Source organism: Kitasatospora sp. NPDC034533 (genome assembly GCF_055575155.1).
On the sequence record NZ_JBVITE010000048.1, the window covers coordinates 19,024 to 38,104 of the forward strand.

Genomic DNA, 19,081 nt, shown 5'->3' on the forward strand with positions numbered 1-19,081 from the left:
CCACCGGCTGCGGATGCAAGGAGCCTGTCGGACCGGCCCCGGACAACGGGAGCCCGGAACCGGCCGGGTCGAGGACGCGACCAGGAGATGGATGGGACCGCGGAGTGCGGGGCAACGACCGCTACGAGGCTGACGATCACCTCTCCCAGTTCGAGGCCGAGATGGGCCGGACTCGGAAGGAGCGGGACAAGGCAGTCGAGCATGCCGAGGACCTCGCCTACCAGGTGGAGGTGCTCCGGGCGAAGCTGCACGAGTCCCGCCGGATGCTCGCCCAGCCGCGCGCCTTCGACGCCGTCTCCGGCCAGGCGGAGCAGATGCTCCGCACCGCCGAGATGCAGGCCCAGCAGCTGCGCGCCGACGCCGAGCGCCAGCTGCGCGACTCCCAGGCCGCCACCCAGCGGATCATGGCCGAGGCCGCCGAGCGCACCGCCCGGCTGGAGGCCGAGCTCGCCGCCCGCCGCCGCCAGCTGGAGGACGAACTCGCCGAGCTGCGCCGCGCCGCCGAGCAGCACGTCAACGGCTGGGCCGAGCAGACCCGGGCGGGCTCCGAGCAGGAGGCCCAGCGACTGCTCCAGGAGGCCCGCGCCGAGGCCGAGCGGATGGTCGCCGCCGCCCGCGCGGAGGCCGTCGCCCTCGCCGACCAGGCCCGCGCCCAGACCGCCGCCGACGTGGACGCCGCCCGCGGCGAGGCCCACGCCGCCGCCGAGGCCGCCCTCCAGCGCGCCCAGAGCGACGCCGAGCGCCTGCTGCGCGCCGCCTCCGAGCAGGCCCAGCAGGCCGGCGCCCAGGCCGCCGCCGACGTGGACGCCGCCCGTGGCGAGGCCCAGCAGCAGCTGGCCGCCGCGCACGCCGCCGCCGAGGGCCGGCTGGCCGCCGCCCAGGCCGAGATCGGCCAGCTCAAGGCGCAGGCCGCCGCCGAGCAGGCCCGGGCCGAGCAGCAGCTCGCCGACGCCAAGGCCGAGATAGAACGGCTGCGTGCCGAGGCCATCGCCGAGGCGGAGCGCACCCGCCGCGAGGCCGCCGAGCTGCGCGCCCAGGCCGAGCAGGCCGCCGAGCGGCTCCAGGCCGAGGCCGCGGCCGCCGCCGAGCGCAGGGTCGCCGACGGCGAGGCCGCCAACGAGCAGCGCTCGCAGACCGCCCGCGCCGAGGTCGCCCGGATGGTCGCCCAGGCCACCAAGGAGGCCGGGGCGATCCGCGCCGAGGCCGAGGCCGTCCGGACCGAGGCCGCCACCAAGCAGGCGGAGGCCGAGGCCGCCAAGGCCGCCGCGGCCGAGGAGAGCGAGCGGCTGCGGGCCACCGCCGAGTCGGTCGCCGCCGAGCTGAAGGCCGAGGCCGCGGCGGCGATCGCCGAGCTGCGCGCCCAGGCCGAGCGGGAGGTCGCCGAACTGCGCGCCCAGGCCGAGGCCGACGCCCAGCGGCTGCGCAACCAGGCCGAGGAGGAGGGCCGGGCGGCCGGCGCCAAGGACGCCACCGTCCACCTCGCCAAGGCCGCCAAGACCGCCGAGGAGGTCCTCGGCCGGGCCAACCAGGACGCCGAGACCGCACGGAGCGAGGCCGCCGCCGAGGCCGAGCGGATCCGCGCCGAGGCCGCCGCCGAGGCGCAGCGGCTGCGCGAGCAGGCCCAGGCCGCCGTCGAGCAGGCCCAGAACGCCGCCCTGGACGACGCCGCCGCGATCCGCGAGCGGATCGAGCGGATGCAGGACGAGGCGGCCCGGCTGCGCGCCGAGGCCGAGGAGCTGCGCGCCCAGGCCGCCGCCGAGGCCGACCGGGTGCGCGGCGAGGCCCGCCGCCAGGCGGTGCTCCAGATCGAGGAGTCGGCGAAGAACGCCGAGGAGCTGCTCACCAAGGCCAAGTCCGACGCGGACGAGCTGCGCGCGGGCGCCGCCGAGGAGATCGAGCGGCTGCGCGAGCAGGCCCAGGAGCAGGCCGCCGAGACCCAGGGCCGGGCCGAGCAGACCCTGGCCCGGGCCCGCGCCGAGGCCGAGAAGATCACCGGCGCCGCCGAGCAGCAGGGTCAGGACGCGCTCGCCGCCGCCAAGGCCGCGGCCGCCGAGAACCGGGCCGCCGCCGAGCGCGAGACGGCCGAACTGCGGCGCGAGGCCTCCGAGTTCGACCAGCGGGTGCGTGCCGAGGCGTCCGCCGCGGCCCAGGCCCTGACCGCCGACGCGCAGGCCGAGGCGAACGCCGTGCGGGACGCCGCGGTGGCCGACGCCGAACGCGTGCGCACCGAGGCCGACACCGAGGCCGCCCGTACCCGGGCCGAGGCCGAGGCCGCCGCGAACGCGCTGCGCGAGGAGAGCCGGCGCGAGCGCGAGGCCGCCGCCGAAGGGCTTCGCCGCGAGCGCGAGGAGACCTCCGAGCACCTGGACGCCGCCGAGGCCGCCCGCGAGGAGGCCGAGCGGGCCGCCGAGCGGACCCGGGCCGAGGCCGAGCGGGCCGCCGGCGAGCTGCGCGCCCTCGCCCAGCGGGAGACCACCCAGCTGCGCGAGAGCGCCGAGGCCCACGCCGAACGCGTGCGCACCGAGGCCGAACAGCACGCCACCGAGCTCACCGAGCGCACCGCGGCCGAGGCCGCCGAGGTCCGCACCGCCGCCGAGGCGTACGCCGTCGAGACCCGCGAGGCCGCCGACCGGCACAGCGCCGAGGTCCGCGAGGCCGCCAAGACGTACGCCGTCGAGGCCCGCGAGCAGGCCGACGCCTACGCCGACGAGCAGCGCACCACCGCCGACGCCTACGCCGCCGGTGTCCGCGAGCAGGCCGACGCCTACGCCACGGACACCCGGGCCGAGGCCGAGCGGGCCGCCGGCGAGCTGCGCGCCCTCGCCCAGCGGGAGACCACCCAGCTGCGCGAGAGCGCCGAGGCCCACGCCGAACGCGTGCGCACCGAGGCCGAACAACACGCCGCCGACCTCACCGAGCGCACCGCGGCCGAGGCCGCCGAGGTCCGCGAGGCGGCCGACCGGCACAGCGCCGAGGTCCGCACCGCCGCCGACGAGGCGCTGGAGCAGGCCGAGGCCACCGCCGAACGGCGCCGGGACGAGGCCGCCAAGGACGCCAAGGCCACCCGCGAGAAGGCCGCCGCCGAGCTGGCCCTGGCCAACGAGCAGGCCGAGACCGTCCGCGCCGAGGCCGGCCGGGCGCTGTCCGAGGCCCGCGCCGCCGCCGACGGCATCCGCGCCGAGGCCGCCGCCGAGCTGGAGCAGGCCAAGGCCGAGGGCGAAGAGCTGGTCGCCGCCGCCAAGGCCGAGGGCGCCGGCCTGGTCGCCGCCGCCGAGGAGGAGGCCGCCGAGGTCCGCCAGTCGGTGGCCGGCATGCACGAGGCCGCCGCCGAGCAGATCGCCGCGCTCAGGGCCGCCGCCGAGCAGGAGGCCGCCGAGGTCCGGCAGGCCGCCGAGCAGGACGCCACCGAACTGCGCGCCCTCGCCGAGCGCGAGACCACCGAGCAGCGCGAGGCCGCCGACGCGTACGCCGCCGAGCTGCGCGCCCTGGCCGAGCGCGAGGCCGCCGAGCAGCGCGAGCTCGTCGACCGCGAGACCGCCGACCTGCGCGCCCGTACCGAGGCCGAGACCACCGCCCTGCGCGAGCAGACCGAGCTGGAGCTGGCCGCCGAGCGGGAGGCCGCCGAGGACGAGATCGCCCGCCTGCGCGCCGAGGCCCGGGCCTACGACGAGCAGTTGCGCACGGACGCCGAGGCCGAGCTGCACGCCGCCCAGGAGACCGCCGAGCAGCTGCGCGCCGAGGCCGAGGCGCAGGCCGCCCGCACGGTGGCCGAGGCCGAGGCCCAGGGCGCCCGCACCATCGCCGACGCCGAGGAGCTGGCCGCCGGTCTGCGCGCGGAGGCCGAGGAGTACGCCCTCGCCACCCGCACCCTGGCCGACGAGTACGAGAGCGCCACCCGCACCCGCGCCGACGCCTACGACGAGCAGACCCGGGAGGCCGCCGAGCAGTTCGACAGGGCCACCCGCGAGCGGGCCAAGTCCGTCCTGGAGAAGGCCTTCGCGGACGCCGAGGCGCTCGGCGAGGACGCCCAGACCACCGCGCTGGCCACCACCGCCGCCGCCGAGGAGCAGGCCGACGCGATGGTCGCCGCCGCCCGCAAGGAGGCCGACCGGCTGGTCGCCGCCGGCGAGGCGGCCGGTCAGGCCGAGGTCGAGAAGGGCCGCTCCGACGCGGACGCGCTGCTCGCCGAGGCCCGCCGGGACGCGACCGCGATCCGCGAGCGCGCCGAGGAGCTGCGCGAGCGCACCGACGCCGAGGTGGAGGCGCTGCACGAGCGCGCCCGCAAGGAGAACGCGGCGGCCATGAAGTCGGCCGGCGAGCGGGTGGACGCGCTGGTGACGGCCGCTCAGGAGCAGCTGACCGAGGCCGAGGAGCAGGCGGTGGCCACCGTCGCCGAGGCCGAGGACCGCGCCGCGGCCCTGGTCGCCGCCGCCGAGGACCGGGCGAACGAGCTGACCTCGGAGGCCTCCGCGGAGGCCAGCAAGGTCCGGCTGTCCGCCGTCCGCAAGGCCGAGGGCCTGCTGAAGGAGGCGGAGACCAAGCTCGCGAACTCCACCAGCCGGGCCGAGGCGCTCATCGAGAAGGCCGAGGCCAAGCTCCGGTCGGCCGAGACCGAGGCGGAGGAGCGGCTGGACCGGGCCGCCGCCGAGGCCGAGAAGCGGCTGCGGGACGCCGACGAGGCCGCGGACGAGCAGGTCGAGCTGGCGAAGGCGGAGGCCGAGCGGCTGCTCGCCGAGGCCAAGGCCGAGGCGAAGCGGGTCACCGACGAGGGCCGGCGCGAGCTGGACGAACTGGTGCGCCGCCGCAAGGACATCAACACCGAGATCTCCAGGGTCCAGGACGTGCTGTCCGCCCTGGAGGCGTTCGAGGCACCGTCACCGGTCGCCCAGGCCAACGGGGGAAGCAGCAACAAGAAGGACGGGGGCGCCAAGGCCGGTGCCGGAGTTGGCTCCCCCCGGTCGGGTGGCAATCGCTCCAAGAGCTCACCACCCGATTGAGCGGACATTGGCGGTCATTGTCCGTGAGAGGACGGCGTATCGCCGCCGACACTCCGGTACCGTGTCAGGATTCCCTCAACCACCTCAGCGGTTTGACGACAGGAAGCCCAGAACCCCATGAGCGACAGTCACTCCCCTCACGGCTTCGACCTGGTGCGCCGTGGGTACGAGCGCGCCCAGGTCGACGAGCGGATCACCAAGCTGGTGGCCGACCGTGACAGTGCCTTGACCCGGATCAGCGCGCTGGAGAAGCGCATCGAGGAACTCCACCTGGAGACCCAGTCCGCCCAGGCGGCGGTCGTCGAGCAGGAGCCCTCCTACGCCGGACTCGGCGCCCGGGTCGAGAAGATCCTGCGGCTCGCCGAGGAGGAGGCCAAGGACCTGCGCGACGAGGCGCACCGCGCCGCCGAGCAGCACCGCGAGCTCGCCGAGGCCGCCGCCCAGCAGGTCCGCACCGAGGCCGAGAACTACGCCAAGGACCGCAAGGCCAAGGCGGAGGACGAGGGTCTGCGGATCGTCGACAAGGCCAAGAGCGACGCCGCCCAGCTGCGCGCCGAGGCCAACAAGGACGCCCAGAACAAGCGCGAGGAGGCGGACGCCCTCTTCGAGGAGACCCGCACCAAGGCCGCCCAGGCCGCGCTGGAGTTCGAAACCAACCTGGCCAAGCGCCGCGAGCAGTCCGAGCGCGACCTGGCCGCCCGTCAGGCCAAGGCCGAGAAGCGCCTGGCCGAGATCGAGCACCGGGCCGAGCAGCTGCGCCTGGAGGCCGAGAAGCTGCGCACCGACGCCGAGCGCCGTGCCCGCCAGACCGTCGAGACGGCTCAGCGCCAGTCCGAGGACATCGTGGCCGACGCCAACGCCAAGGCCGACCGCATCCGCAGCGAGTCCGAGCGCGAGCTGGCGGCGCTCACCAACCGCCGCGACAGCATCAACGCCCAGCTGACCAACGTCCGCGAGATGCTGGCGACGCTGACCGGCGCGGCCGTGGCCGCCGCCTCGCTGCCGAACGACGACACCATGGGCGTGCCCGCCCAGCAGTCGCGCTGACGCACGCCCCCGGCACCACCACAGGCCCTCACCCGCCCGGGTGAGGGCCTGTCCGCTGTCGCGCCGTCATCACCTCGGGCGGCGTCTACCGCGGGTAGGCCCCGTCGGGGCGCTGGTGGCCGCTGCTGAGCTGGTTGCCCTCGTCGTCCGAGACGGTGCCGAACCAGGAGGTGCACCAGACCGACACCGAGTCGGGCCAGTACTGCACCTCGAAGGGGTGGCCGGGCCCGTAGTCGCCGTACGAGGTGACGATGAAGGTCTCCCCCGGGCGCATCCAGTAGTCCTCGCCGAGCGGTTCCAGGGTCAGTTCGACCAGTCCCTCGCCCCGGTTGGTCACGGGCATCCGGCCGGTCACCTCCAGTGCCGAGTAGTCCCAGGCCGCCGAGTCCTGGCTCTCCTGACTCATCCGGCGGCCACCCGGGCGAGCAGGGCGCGCACGGCGGCGTCGAAGGCCTCGGGGGCCTCCAGGGCGCTCAGGTGGCCCACCCGGGGCAGGACGGTCAGCTCGGCGTCCGGCCGGGCCCGCAGCATCAGCTCCGCCTCCTCCGGCGCCACCAGGGCGTCCTCGGCGCCCGCCACGATCGCGACCGGCACCCGCAGGGCGGCCAGGACGTCCCGGGAGTCCGGGCGGGCCGCCATGGCCCGCTGGGCCCAGGCGACGGCGGCCGGCGGCGCGGCGGCGACCATCGCCTGCACCCGCTCCACCAGGTGCTGCGAGTGCGGCCCGAGCTGCCCGGCCGCGACCTGCTCGTCCAGCAGCAGGCCCACGCTGTCCCGCGCGGTGACGGCGGCGGCGATCCGCTCCCGGTTGGCCCGGACGGCGTCGGTGTCGGCGGTGGCCCGGGTGTTGGCCAGCAGCAGCCCGGCGAGCCGGCCGGGGTGGCGGCGGGCGAAGGCCAGCGCCACGTAGCCGCCCATGGAGAGCCCGCCGACCACCGCGCGCTCGATCCCGGCCGCGTCCAGCAGCAGCGCGAGGTCGTCCGCGACCAGGTCCAGCGAGGGGTCGTCCCCGCCCAGCGCGGTGCCGCCGAACCCCCGCTGGTCGGGGGCGAGCACCCGCGCTTCGTCCCCGGTCAGGCCGGGCAGCGCGTCCAGTTGGGACGACCACATCGAGGCGTTCAACGGAAAGGCGTGCAGCAGCACGAGGGGTGTTCCGGTACCGCTCTCGCGGACGGACACTGCGGAGGGGAGCTGGGTCATGCGCCCAACCTATTGCGGTGCGCCGCGCGGGCCCACTCAGCGGGCCGCGATATCCCCTTTGTCCTAGCCTGGCAAGGAACTGAGGGAGTACGAATGATCGAGCTGCACGAGCTGACCAAACGTTACGGCAGGACCCTCGCGGTGGACCGGCTCAGCTTCCGGGTCCCCCGGGGCGTGGTGACCGGCTTCCTCGGCCCGAACGGCGCCGGCAAGTCCACCACGATGCGCATGATCCTCGACCTCGACCGCCCCACCGCCGGCCGGGTGACCATCGACGGCAAGCACTACGGTCAGCTCAGCGAACCGCTCAAGTACGTCGGCGCCCTGCTGGAGGCCAAGGCCGTCCACCCCGGCCGCACCGCCCGCGACCACCTGCTCTGGCTCGCCCAGAGCAACCGCATCCCCGAGCGCCGGGTGGACGAGGTGCTCGCCCTGGTCGGCCTCACCCCGGTGGCCCGCAAGCGCGCCCGGGGCTTCTCCCTCGGCATGGGCCAGCGCCTGGGCATCGCCTCCGCCCTGCTCGGCGACCCCGAGATCATCATGTTCGACGAGCCGGTCAACGGTCTGGACCCGGAGGGCATCCTCTGGGTCCGCAACCTGATGAAGCGCCTCGCCGCCGAGGGCCGGACGGTCTTCGTCTCCTCCCACCTGATGAGCGAGATGGCCGTCACCGCCGACCACCTGGTGGTCATCGGCAAGGGCCGGCTGCTCGCCGACCTGTCGATGCCGGAGTTCATCCGGCGCAACTCCCGCTCCGCCGTCCGGATGCGCAGCCCGGAGCCCGAACGGCTGCTCGACGTCCTGGCCGAGGCCGGCCTGCGCCACGAGCCGGGCCCGGACGGCGCCTACGAGGTGGTCGACGGGGACATCGCCCGGCTCGGCGAGCTGTTCGCGGGCCACGGCGTGGTGCTGCACGAGCTCAGCCCCCAGCAGGCCTCGCTGGAGGAGGCCTTCATGCGGATGACGGCCGACTCGGTGGAGTACCACGCGGGCGGCGGACCGGAGCCGGACACGACCGGAGCGGCCGACCGGGCCGAACGGTGGGGCGCCGGCTGGCAGCCGGACGGCGCCCGGCGGACCACCACGGCACGGCACGAGGAGAACTGAGATGGCGTCCTTCCCCGCGGTCCTGCGCTCCGAGTGGACGAAGATCCGCAGCGTCCGCTCGACCGTCTGGACGCTCGCGCTGACCTTCGTCGTCACGGTCGGCATCGGCGCGCTGCTGTCCCTGCTCACCAACAGCAACTTCGCCGAGTTCCGGGGCAGCCGGGAGGCCCCGTTCGACGCCACCAGCAACTCCTTCGCCGGCATCCAGCTCGGCGAGCTGGCGATCATCGTCTTCGGCGTGCTGGCGATCGGCAACGAGTACAGCAGCGGCATGATCCGGCTCACCCTGGCCGCCGTCCCCCAGCGCGCCACCCTGCTCGCCGGAAAGGCGGTGGTGCTCGGCGCGCTCGCCCTCGCCGTCTCGCTGGTGACGGCCTTCGTCACCTTCTTCGTCGGCCAGGCGCTGCTCGGCTCGCACGCCACCACGATCGGCGCGCCCAACGTGCTGCGCGCGGTGATCGGGGCCGCGCTGTACCTGACGATGCTCTGCCTGTTCGCGGCGGGCGTCACCGCGATGCTGCACAACCAGACGCTCGCGCTCGGCGTCCTGGTGCCGTTCTTCTTCCTGCTCTCGCCGATCCTCTCGGCGGTGCCGAAGGTCCGGACCCTGGCCCACTACTTCCCCGACTACGCGGCCTCACGGATGCTGCTGGTGTACGAGCAGCACGGCCAGCCGTACGGTCCGCTGGCCGGATTCCTGATCTGCCTGGCCTGGACGGCGGCGGCCCTGGTCGGCGGCGCGGTGGTGCTCAAGCGGCGCGACGCGTAGCGGCTCCCGCGAGGGGCCCGTCAGTACCGCGGGGCGCCGCGGCCCCGCAGCAGGTTCGAGGCCCGGCGCTCGCGCGCTCCCCAGCAGGCGCGGTGCCAGTGCCGCCGGTCGTCCACCCCCGCGCCGTGCATCGGCCAGGCCACCACGTGGCCCACCCCCGGCGGGATCTCCTGGTCGCAGCCCGGGCAGCGGTAGGAGCGCCCCGAGGTCCCGGCGACCGTCTGCACCACCCAGTCGTCGCCCTGGTAGCTCTCGGTGCGGCGCAGCGAACCGCCGAGCGGCGCGGCCGGCTCGGCGCTCTCGCGGGGGGCGGCGCTCTTGATCCGGTTGCGGCGCGGCACGGCGGACTTCCTCTCCTGCTGGCTGTGGGCCGTTCCAGCGTACGGCCGGCCCGGCTCCCGCACGGCCACTACCACGGCCCCGTCCGGCACTTCGGCCTTTTTGCAGAGATCCACCCGATCATCGGGGAAATCGGGGGTTCCGCGTGCCATTGGCACATGACATCCGATACCCACAGGGGGAAGAGGCGGGGCCCGCGACCCTGCGCGCACCCGAGGAGGCCCCACCATGAGCAAGACCACCGCCCGCGTCGAGACCGCCCGGCCCGTCGGCGTCCGGCCGCCCGCCACCGGACCGGCGCTGTCCGCCGTCCCCCCGGTGACGGCCGTCTCCGGCGAGCCGCTGCCCTCGGCCCAGCGGGCGGGCGCGCTGCCGCCGGCCACCGGATCGGTGCGGGTGGGCCTGTTCCTGCTGTCCGCCCAGTTCCCCGGGCAGAGCCACGGCGAGGCACTGGAGCGCACCGTCGGCTCCGCCGTCGAGGCCGAGCGCGCGGGCCTGGACGGGGTCTGGCTGGCCGAGCACCACTTCGTGCCGTACGGGGTCTGTCCCGACGCCGCCACGCTGGCCGCGATGCTGCTCGGCCGCACCCGCCGGATCGGCGTCGGCACGGCCGTCAGCGTGCTGTCCACCCGTCACCCGGTGGCCCTCGGCGAACAGGCCGCGCTGCTCCACCTCACCTCCGGCGGGCGGTTCACGCTCGGGGTGGGCCGCGGCGGGCCGTGGATCGACCTGGACGTGTTCGGCGGCGGGGTGGACGCCTTCGAGCGGGGCTTCCCGGAGCGGCTGGACCTGCTGCTGCGCTGGCTGCGCGGCTCCCGGGTGGGCGCGGACGGCCCGCAGTTCGCCTTCCCCGAGGTCGCGGTGGTGCCGCGGGCCACCGAGCCGGTGCGGCGGGCGGGGCTGAGCAGCTGGCTCGGCCTCGGCGGGCGGTCGGCCCCGGTGCGCTTCCCGCGCCAGCGCCGGGACGACGAGGGCCTCGGCGAGGAGCTCACCGTCACCGGGCGTCCGGTGGCCGGCCCGCCGGTGGTGGTCGCCTGCACCTCGCCGGGCGGGGTGCGGCTGGCCGCCGAGCGCGGCCTGCCGATGCTGCTCGGCATGCACTCCGGGGACGAGGACAAGCTGCGGATGCTGGAGCTGTACCGGTCCGCCTGGCTGGCCGCCGGGCGCAGCGAGGAGCAGTTGCGCCGGGTCGGCCGCCGGCACGTCGCGGCCGGGGTGGCCCAGGTCGACGACCGCACCTCGGCGGCCCGGTCCACGCTGCTGAACGCGATGCCCGGCTGGTTCGAGTACGGCCTCGGCGCGCACCGCACGGTGGACGGCCGCGAGCGGTCGATGCGCGACCCTCGCCAGTACACCGAGCTGCTCTGCGACCTGCACGCGGTGGGCACCCCGCGGCAGTGCGCCGACCGGTTGCTGGCCACCGCCGAACGCACCGGGATCCGGCGCTTCGCCCTGCTCGCCGAGGGCAGCGGGGAGCACGAGGCGACCCTGCACAACATCGCCCGGCTCGGCTCCGAGGTGCTGCCGCAGCTGAGCTGAGAGCCGGGCCGCCGCCCCTCCCCCGGGACCGGGGACGGGGCGGCCGGCGCCGCGGCGGGTCAGCAGTCCCGCAGTTCCTCGGACTGGTTCAGCAGCTGCTCCCGGACGGAGGTGAAGCGCTCGTACCGCGCCTCGTTGGGCTCCGACGGCAGGAACACCGCCACCCGGTGACAGTTCTGGAAGGCCAGTCGGACGCCGAAGTGGCGCTGGAGCGCGCCCCGGATGGCGTCGCTGGCGAGGGCGCGCAGCAGCTGGCCGCGGGCCTGCTCGCTGGGCGGCGGCACCTGGTTGTCGGCGAAGTCGGTGCCGTCGACCTTCGCCTGGGCGACCAGGGAGCTGATCAGGTCCCAGGCGTAGGGCAGCGAGACGCGGACGCAGTCGACGAATTCCCGCTCGTCGACCTCGCCCCGCTCGGCCTTCTCCAGCAGGGCCGGTGAGACGTCGAGCGACATGGATTCTCCTCTCGCGGTCCACCCGCGCGGCGCCCGGGTGGTCGTGCGTAGGTCAAGCAGTGAGGGTGGGCGAAGTTCGCATGGGGCGTCCGGAACACCGGAGGGGCAGGGGTTTCCGGCACCTTCGCGAGGAGCGACGGCACCACGGGACGTGACGTCCTGGATACCGAACGCGCTCAGAACAGCGTGTCAGTCGACGGCTCGGCAGACTGGTCGTTCCTGTGGATTTCCACGGAAATCCGGTGTGGCGCACCAGATTGGCCGGATCCCGTTGGATCGTTCATCCGAAGTCTCCATCCCCGTTGACAGCGATCCCGCAAGCGTGCCGTCACACACCGTAGCGAACCGAGGGGAGGGGCGCCAGACGTCGACGGGCGGCAGCGGGACCGCGCGCCCTCCATGGTGGACGGGTTCGCGTCGTCTTCACCCCGCCGTCGCGGAATCGCATCAACTGGCCCTGGTGGGCTAGCGTGGTCGACCGTGCGTCTCGTAATTGCCCGCTGCTCAGTCGACTATGCCGGTCGGCTCTCCGCCCATCTGCCCTCCGCCACCAGGCTGATCCTGGTCAAGGCCGACGGCAGCGTCAGCATCCACGCCGACGACCGCGCCTACAAGCCGCTCAACTGGATGTCCCCGCCGTGCGCCCTCAAGGAGGCCGACGGGGTCTGGACGGTGGAGAACAAGGCCGGCGAGAAGCTGATCATCACGCTGGAGGAGGTGCTGCACGACTCGTCCCACGAGCTCGGGGTCGACCCGGGCCTGATCAAGGACGGCGTCGAGGCCCACCTCCAGGAACTGCTCGCCGACCGGATGGAGGTGCTCGGCTCCGGCTGGTCGCTGATCCGCCGCGAGTACCCGACCGCGATCGGCCCGGTGGACATCCTCTGCCGCGACTCCGACGGCGCCACGGTGGCCGTCGAGATCAAGCGCCGCGGCGAGATCGACGGTGTCGAGCAGCTCACCCGCTACCTCGAACTCCTCAACCGGGACCCGCTGCTCGCCCCGGTCAAGGGCGTCTTCGCCGCCCAGGAGATCAAGCCGCAGGCCCGCGTCCTGGCCACCGACCGCGGCATCGGCTGCGTGGTGCTCGACTACGACGAGCTGCGCGGCATCGACGACGACAAGCTCAAGCTGTTCTGACCGGCCCCCGGGCTGGTCGGGCTGGCCGGCCCGCTCGGGCTCGTCGGCGACCCGGAGGTGGCCGGCGTGCTCGGGGTGCTCGCCGGGGAGGACGGGCTGTGGCTCGGCGTCGGTGACGTCGAGGGCTGCCCGCTCTGCTGGGGCGGCTGCGGCTGGCCCGGCTGCGGATCCGGCTGCTGCGATCGGCCCGGCGCGGACGGCTGCGGGGCCTGCGACCCGCCCACCGTCGGCGGGGAGCTCGGCTGCCTCGTCGGCGAGGTGCCCGACGGGTGCGAGGCGCCGCCGCTCGCGGACGGCCCCGGGCCGGTCCCCTGACCCGCCGGGCTGCCCGGCCCGGCCCCGGTCGTACCCGCGCCGCCGCTGCCGGAGGGCTGCGGGTGCGGCGCGTCCTGGGTGCCGACGCCGGAGTCCGGCCGGCCGCCGTGCGGCTCCGTCCCCTTGGTCCCGTCCGGCCCGCTGAAGCTCATCGCCACCGCCGTGCCGAGCACCCCCAGGGTCAGCACGGCCGTGGAGAGCACGGCCGCCCGCCGCCGCCTGCTGGACTTCAGGCCGGCCGGCACCCGGGCCGCGATCTTGCGGATCACCGGCGCCCGGGCGGGCGCCACCACGGCGGGCGCGGCGGCGGGCAGCTGCCGGCCCTCGGCGCGCAGCAGCTCCAGCATCCGGCCGGCGGCGGCCACCCCGCGCTGCTCCCCCGCCGCGGCCCGCAGGGTGAGCGCGGTCTCCAGTTCGGCGATGGCCCGGGACGGCTGGCGGACGCAGATCGCGTGGACCCCCGCCTCGTGGTGGAACCAGGCCTGGTCGACCGGCGAACCGGTGCGGCGGGCCGCCTCCAGGCCGAGTTCGAGCACCCGCTCCCAGGCTCCCCAGCGCAGCGACAGCGCCAGCGCGGGAGCCGCCGCCCGGGCGAGCCGGACCACCGCGTCGTGCCGACCGGCGGCGCGGTCGGCGAGCAGCACGCCGATCACCACCTCGGCCTCGGCGGCGATCTGCTCCAGCGTCACCGAGCTGTGCCCGACCCACCAGGCGAAGTGCTGGGCGGCGCCGTCGACGCAGCCGCGGGCCGGCCAGTGCGGGGCGAGCAGTTCGAGCGCGCCGGCGGTCAGCCGGTGGTGCCCGTCGACGGACACCGCCAGCCCGGCGTCGGTGAGTTCGGCGAGGGCGGCCTCGCCCTGCCCGACGTCGATCAGCGCCGGCAGGTGCGGGGCGGTGGGGCACTCGCCGCCGAGCGCGACGGCGAGCCGCAGCACGGCCTGCGCGGGCTCGCTGAGCCCCTCGGCGAGCCGGACGGCGGGCGAGGCGGTCTCCGGCACCGAGGGCAGCGGGACGGTGCGGCGCAGCGCGTTCTCCCGGACGGCCGGGTCCGGGTCGTGGGCGGGTTCGGCGACCGCGCCGAAGACGTCCATCCGGTCGTCCTCGGCGGCGACCAGGGCGTCCACCGAGACGTCGCGCTGGCGCAGCAGCGCGGCGGCCTGGACGAAGCGCAGCGGCAGGCCCTCGGACTCGAACCAGAGGTCCACCGCCCAGGCCTTCTCGGCGACGTCCAGCGGGCGCCCGGCCAGCCGGGCGGTGAGGGCGAGGCAGGCGGAGCGGGAGAGCCCGGCCACCAGGTGGTCCTGGAGCCGTGAGCCGGCCGGCAGCGGCGGGCCGTCCGGGGCGGCGGAGATCAGGAAGGCGCAGCGGGGGGCGGCGGCGAGCAGCTGCTCCAGCTCGGCGCCGGAGGGCTCGGCGGAGTCGATCACGACGATCGCGTCGACCTCGGCGAGGTGGACGGCCAGCTGCGCGGGGTCGGGCCGGAAGCCGGGGGCGTGGTGGGTGGCCGCGAAGAGGTCCTGGAGCAGGTCGGGGACGGTGCGGCGGTGCCCGCTGAGCTGCACCACACCGCCGGGGGCGAGGTCGGCGGCGGCCTCGGCGACGGCCGACAGCAGTGCGCTGCGGCCCGAGCCGGCCTGGCCGACCAGGCGTATCGAGCGGCCCTCGGCGAGCAGGGCGAGCAGTTCGGCGATGTCGGCCTCGCGGTCCAGCATCGGCAGGTCGGCGGGGCCGGCGCCGAGCGCGAGCGGGCCGACCGCGCGGCCGACGCCGCCGGCCGGGCCGCGGGCGGGCTCGCTGCGCTCGATCCGCCGGGGGTGCGGGCGCCACTCCTCGGGGCACGGCCTGGCCTCGGAGCCGTCCGGGGCTCCGACGCCCACCAGCAGGCCGCCGGAGACCAGTTCGCCGCTGCGCGGGCGGACGGCTTCCTGACGGAACTCCCCGGAAGGCTGTGCCACGTTCTGCTCCGCATCGTGCTTGGCCGTCGGCGCCCCGCGCCGTCCGGCTGACGTCCCGTCGCGGCCTCGGCCGGGCTGGAGGCAGCCCCGGCGGCCGTCTTCTGACGGGCAGACTCTCGCACATTCGGGCCCGCCCGTGCAGGGGCGTCCGGGGCCGCCGCCGGGCGGGCGGCGCTGACCAGGGGCGTTGCCCGGTGGGGGCGGTGGCGCGCGGGCGCGCGGTGCGGCGCGCGGGTCACGGGAGGGCGGGTGGCTCGCGGGAGGGAGGGCGCGTCCGGTGGATCCCGCCGGACCGGCTCACGGCACCCGGAGCCCGGTGCGCGGGCGGCACGGCGTCAGAAGGCGGCTCCGTGCGCCTCGGCGGCGCCGTCGACGGCCAGGATGCGGTGCAGCTTGGTGGCCACCAGCAGCCGCTGGAGCTGGGCCGGGACGGAGCGCAGCACCAGCCGGCGGCCGATCCGGCCGGCCCGCCGGTGGGTGCCCATGATCACGCCGAGCCCGGTGGCGTCCCAGAACTCCAGCCGCCCGAGGTCGAGGACGAGGTCGCCCAGGCCGCCGTCCACCGCCTGGTGCAGCCGGGCTCGCGCGTCGGCGGCGGTGCGCACGTCGAGGCGGCCTTCGATGGCCAGCGCCGTGTGGTCGCCGGTGATGCGCATGCTCTCCTCCTTCGCCTGGACGGCCTGCTGCGGGGTGGGACCGCCCCGGCCGTGCCGGGTACGGGGCGGGGGTGCGTCCGGGAGGGCCGTGGCCCCTTACATCCGGACCCGGGCGAAATGCCGGGTTCCCCCATCTGACGGTGAACCGGCTCCACAGGTTGCTGGTTCCGGCCAGATCTGAGGCAACTTCACCCGTCCGAGGGAATATACGCAGGTCGCCCCCACACCTACGCTCGATTACCGCCCAAATCACCCGTCTGCGCACCCGAGGTGAGGAAACTCACCCGCCCCGGCGGAGCGGGCCGTACGGTGCCGGGACCGCGCGGCCCGCCGCCCGTGGGACGCGTCCGGGTCACTTGCCTTCGTACGGGTAGAAGCCGCGGCCGCTCTTGCGGCCCAGGTCACCGGCGGTGACCATGCGGGCCATGATCTCCGGCGCGGCGAACTTCTCGTCCTGGGTCTCGGTGTAGATGTTGCGGGCGGCGTGCAGCAGGATGTCCACGCCGGTCAGGTCGGCGGTCTGGAGCGGGCCCATCGCGTGGCCGAAACCGAGCCGGCAGGCGGTGTCGATGTCCTCGGCGGTGGCCACGCCCGACTCGTACAGCTTGGCGGCCTCGACGACCAGCGCGGTGATCAGGCGGGTGGTCACGAAGCCGGCCACGTCGCGGTTGACCACCACGACCTCCTTGCCGACGCCCTCGGCGTAGGCGCGGGCGTCGGCCAGCGTCTCGTCGCTGGTCTTGTAGCCGCGGACCAGCTCGACCAGCTTCATCATCGGGACCGGCGAGAAGAAGTGGACGCCGACCACCGACTCCGGGCGCTGGGTGGCGGCGGCGATCCGGGTGATCGGGATCGCCGAGGTGTTGGAGGCCAGCACGGCGCCGTCCTTGGCGAGCTTGTCCAGCTCCCGGAAGACGCCCTCCTTGACCTCCAGCTTCTCGAACACCGCCTCGACCACGATGTCGGCGTCGGCGACCGCGCCGAGGTCGGTGGTGGTGGTGATCCGGCCCAGTGCCGCCTCGGCGTCCTCGGCGCTCAGCTTGCCCTTGGCGACGAACTTCTCGTACGAGGCGCGGATGCCCGCCAGGCCCCGCTGGAGCGCCTCCTCGGTGACGTCCCGCAGCACCACCGGGTGGCCGGCCTGCGCGGACACCTGGGCGATGCCGGCGCCCATCAGGCCGGCACCGATCACGGCGATCTGCTTGCTGGACGCATTGCTCATGGCTGGGTCTCCCGATGCCGTCGCCGCCCCGCGGGCGGGCCCTGAAGGCGGCTCAGGGCAGGGATCACCGCCGGAGGAGCCGCACTGCTCACGGCGGACTCTAGTGCGCGGATCCCGCCCGCAATAGCGATCGGGAGTGTGATCTGCACCCACCCGGGCCGGCGGCGTGCCCCTCCCGCCCGGACGCGACCACGTCAGGGCGGACCCCGCGGCCGGGCCGGAGCCGACGGAGTCGGCGGCGCTCGCGGCCCGGACCGCCCGCTCTCCCGGGCCGCCCGCTCTCCCGGGCCGCCCGCCGAACGCCGCGGACGCGCCGGACCACACCGGGCGGCGCCAGGTTCCCGCCCGGCCTTCGCCCACCGCCGGGCCGCCCGGCCGTGCCCGGAGGCCGGAGCCAGGCCCTTGGACCCGACCGACGAGCCGGAACGCGACCTCGTGAAGGCCCAGTTGACGCCGCGTCAGCTGCGGTCAGACCGTCAGCCCGAGGTCCTGCGCCAGGATCGCCGCCTGCACCCGGCTGCGCAGCCGCAGCTTCGCCAGGATGCGGCTGACGTGCGTCTTGGTGGTCGCCTCCGCCATCTCCAGCCGGGCCGCGATCTCCCCGTTGGACATCCCGGCCCCGATGCAGGCCAGCACCTCCCGCTCGCGGCCGGTCAGCGCCTCCACCGCCGCCCGGGCCTCCGGCCCGACCGGCCGGTCCGGGCGGGCGAACGCCCCGATCAGCCGCCTGGTCACCGAGGGCGCCAGCATGCCGTCCCCGCGCGCCACCGTACGGATGCCCTCGACCAGGGTGTCCGCCTCCAGGTCCTTGAGCAGGAACCCGGCCGCCCCGGCCCGCAGCGCGCCGTAGACGTACTCGTCCAGGTCGAAGGTGGTCAGCACGAGCACCTGGCCGGCCCCGGCGGCGACCACCTCGCGGGTCGCCGAGACACCGTCCAGCCGGGGCATCTGCACGTCCATCAGCACCACGTCCGGCCGCAGCTCCAGCGCCAGCCGGACGGCCTCCTCGCCGTCGGCGGCCTGCCCGACCACCTCGAACTCCGGCTCGGCGCGCAGGATCATCACCAGCGCCGCCCGCACCGCCGCCTGGTCCTCGGCCACCAGCACCCTGATCGTCATGCCCGCCCCTCGTTCTCCCCGGCGCGCGGCAGCACCGCGCGCACGCTCCAGCATCCGTCCTTCGGCCCGGCCTCGAAGCTGCCGCCGAGCAGCCCGGCCCGCTCCGCCATGCCCACCAGCCCGGCCCGGGCCCCGGGCAGACCGCGCCCCGGCTCGTCGCGGTACGGGCTGTCGACCGCGATCCGCAGCTCCCGCGGCCCGAACTCCAGGCGCAGGCTGACCAGACCGGGCCCGGCGTGCTTGAGCGCGTTGGTCAGCGACTCCTGGACGATCCGGTAGGCGGCCAGCCCGACCGGCACCGGCAGCTCGCCGCGCTCGCCCCGCTCCTCCAGCTCGAAGTCCAGCCCGACGTCCCGGCCGGCCGCGCGGGCCTTGGCCAGCAGGGAGTCCACGGCGGCCAGGTCGGGCGCCGCGTAGGACTCGTCCACCTCTCCCCCGCCGCTGTCCCGGAGCAGTCCGATCATGCGACGCATTTCGGCCAAACCCTGGACGCTGTTCTCCCGGATCACCGCCAGCACCTCCACCAGCGGATCGTCCTCGGGCAGGCGGCGGCGCCGGGCCACCGACTGCGCACCGGTGGCGTGGATCGCGATCGCCGACAGGTGGTTGGCCACCACGTCGTGCAGCTCCCGCGCCATCCGGGCCCGCTCGGCGCCGACCGCCTCGCGCCGGTCCATCTCCGAGAGCAGCGCCGTCTGCTCCGCCCGCAGCCGCTCGGTCTCCGCCTCCTGCCGGTGCCTGCGCACCAGGTCGCCGGTCCACACGGGCGCCAGGAAGACCAGCGAACTGACCACCACGATCAGCAGCCCGGCCGAGGTGCCACCGGTGTACCAGGCCAGGACGGACAGCACCAGCACGGTGGCCCCGCCGGTCAGGTGCAGCACCCGGGACATCCGCGGGCCGCCGTAGAGCACCGCCGCGTACAGCAGGTCGGTGTACATGATCAGCGTCGCCAGCAGGCTGCCGACGAACAGGCTCGCCGCGAAGGCCAGCCCGCCGACCGTCACCGCGAGCACCGGCCGGGTGCGCCGGACCAGCTCCAGCCCCGCCATCACCACCAGCGGCAGCACCACCGCCCACACCGGCACGGTCTCTGCCCGGTCGTACACCTTGAAGACGATCAGCACCGCGCCGCCGAGCAGCCCGCACAGGGCGATCAGCTGGTCCAGCCGGCGCGGGGGGAGGGCACGGAACGGGAGGGGCACGTTCCCATCTCACCATCCC

At 75.7% G+C, this 19,081-nt stretch carries 15 protein-coding genes; 6 read left to right on the forward strand and 9 right to left on the reverse strand.

Translation table 11 applies throughout. From position 1 onward, the window contains the following. Positions 1-104 precede the first annotated feature (104 nt). Both ACZ55U_RS27645 and ACZ55U_RS27650 read left to right on the forward strand, forming a co-directional pair. Positions 105-4,997 (forward strand): hypothetical protein, encoded by a 4,893-nt coding sequence (locus tag ACZ55U_RS27645; RefSeq protein WP_465530128.1) that lies wholly within the window; start codon positions 105-107, stop codon positions 4,995-4,997. A 117-nt stretch (positions 4,998-5,114) separates the two neighbouring features. Next, positions 5,115-6,044, forward strand: coding sequence for a cellulose-binding protein (locus tag ACZ55U_RS27650; RefSeq protein ID WP_465530130.1), 930 nt, complete (start codon positions 5,115-5,117; stop codon positions 6,042-6,044). A gap of 85 nt (positions 6,045-6,129) precedes the next feature. Here ACZ55U_RS27650 and ACZ55U_RS27655 read toward each other — a convergent pair whose 3' ends face one another. Then, positions 6,130-6,450, reverse strand: a complete 321-nt coding sequence (locus ACZ55U_RS27655) for a hypothetical protein (RefSeq protein WP_380697097.1) — start codon at positions 6,448-6,450, stop codon at positions 6,130-6,132. Beyond that, entirely contained in the window at positions 6,447-7,244 is a 798-nt protein-coding gene (locus ACZ55U_RS27660; protein ID WP_465530132.1) for an alpha/beta fold hydrolase, read from the reverse strand. The genes ACZ55U_RS27655 and ACZ55U_RS27660 overlap by 4 nt, the downstream gene beginning before the upstream one ends. 93 nt (positions 7,245-7,337) lie before the next feature. Here ACZ55U_RS27660 and ACZ55U_RS27665 point away from each other — a divergent pair, with 93 nt between their 5' ends. Both ACZ55U_RS27665 and ACZ55U_RS27670 read left to right on the forward strand, forming a co-directional pair. Beyond that, positions 7,338-8,351, forward strand: a complete 1,014-nt coding sequence (locus ACZ55U_RS27665) for an ABC transporter ATP-binding protein (protein WP_465530134.1) — start codon at positions 7,338-7,340, stop codon at positions 8,349-8,351. A gap of 1 nt (position 8,352) precedes the next feature. Next, entirely contained in the window at positions 8,353-9,120 is a 768-nt protein-coding gene (locus tag ACZ55U_RS27670; protein ID WP_465530136.1) for an ABC transporter permease, read from the forward strand. Between the two features lie 20 nt (positions 9,121-9,140). On the opposite strand, the gene ACZ55U_RS27675 is transcribed toward ACZ55U_RS27670, so the two are convergent. Then, positions 9,141-9,461: an ATP/GTP-binding protein gene (locus ACZ55U_RS27675; protein WP_465530138.1), complete on the reverse strand. Its 321-nt coding sequence runs from the start codon at positions 9,459-9,461 to the stop codon at positions 9,141-9,143. Between the two features lie 388 nt (positions 9,462-9,849). On the opposite strand from ACZ55U_RS27675, the gene ACZ55U_RS27680 reads away from it, so the two are divergent. Beyond that, entirely contained in the window at positions 9,850-10,998 is a 1,149-nt protein-coding gene (locus ACZ55U_RS27680; protein WP_465530195.1) for an LLM class flavin-dependent oxidoreductase, read from the forward strand. 59 nt (positions 10,999-11,057) lie between these two features. On the opposite strand, the gene ACZ55U_RS27685 is transcribed toward ACZ55U_RS27680, so the two are convergent. Beyond that, positions 11,058-11,450 (reverse strand): SCO5389 family protein, encoded by a 393-nt coding sequence (locus tag ACZ55U_RS27685; RefSeq protein ID WP_316526255.1) that lies wholly within the window; start codon positions 11,448-11,450, stop codon positions 11,058-11,060. Positions 11,451-11,930: 480 nt separating this feature from the next. Between ACZ55U_RS27685 and nucS the strand changes: the two genes are divergently transcribed. After that, a complete protein-coding gene (gene nucS / locus ACZ55U_RS27690) occupies positions 11,931-12,590 on the forward strand; it encodes an endonuclease NucS (protein WP_391536284.1) in 660 nt (219 codons plus the stop codon). On the opposite strand, the gene ACZ55U_RS27695 is transcribed toward nucS, so the two are convergent. From ACZ55U_RS27695 to ACZ55U_RS27715, 5 genes are all read right to left on the reverse strand, one after another. Beyond that, positions 12,542-14,860, reverse strand: coding sequence for an ATP-binding protein (locus ACZ55U_RS27695; RefSeq protein ID WP_465530140.1), 2,319 nt, complete (start codon positions 14,858-14,860; stop codon positions 12,542-12,544). The genes nucS and ACZ55U_RS27695 overlap by 49 nt on opposite strands. 335 nt (positions 14,861-15,195) lie before the next feature. Beyond that, entirely contained in the window at positions 15,196-15,516 is a 321-nt protein-coding gene (locus ACZ55U_RS27700; RefSeq protein ID WP_465530142.1) for an STAS domain-containing protein, read from the reverse strand. Positions 15,517-15,868: 352 nt separating this feature from the next. Further along, positions 15,869-16,738: a 3-hydroxyacyl-CoA dehydrogenase family protein gene (locus ACZ55U_RS27705; protein WP_465530144.1), complete on the reverse strand. Its 870-nt coding sequence runs from the start codon at positions 16,736-16,738 to the stop codon at positions 15,869-15,871. A 468-nt stretch (positions 16,739-17,206) separates the two neighbouring features. Further along, positions 17,207-17,857 carry a response regulator gene (locus ACZ55U_RS27710; RefSeq protein ID WP_465530146.1) on the reverse strand — a complete coding sequence of 217 codons (651 nt, stop codon included), beginning with the start codon at positions 17,855-17,857 and terminating at the stop codon, positions 17,207-17,209. After that, entirely contained in the window at positions 17,854-19,062 is a 1,209-nt protein-coding gene (locus tag ACZ55U_RS27715; RefSeq protein ID WP_465530148.1) for a sensor histidine kinase, read from the reverse strand. Before ACZ55U_RS27715 ends, ACZ55U_RS27710 begins: the two co-directional genes overlap by 4 nt. Positions 19,063-19,081: the final 19 nt, after the last annotated feature.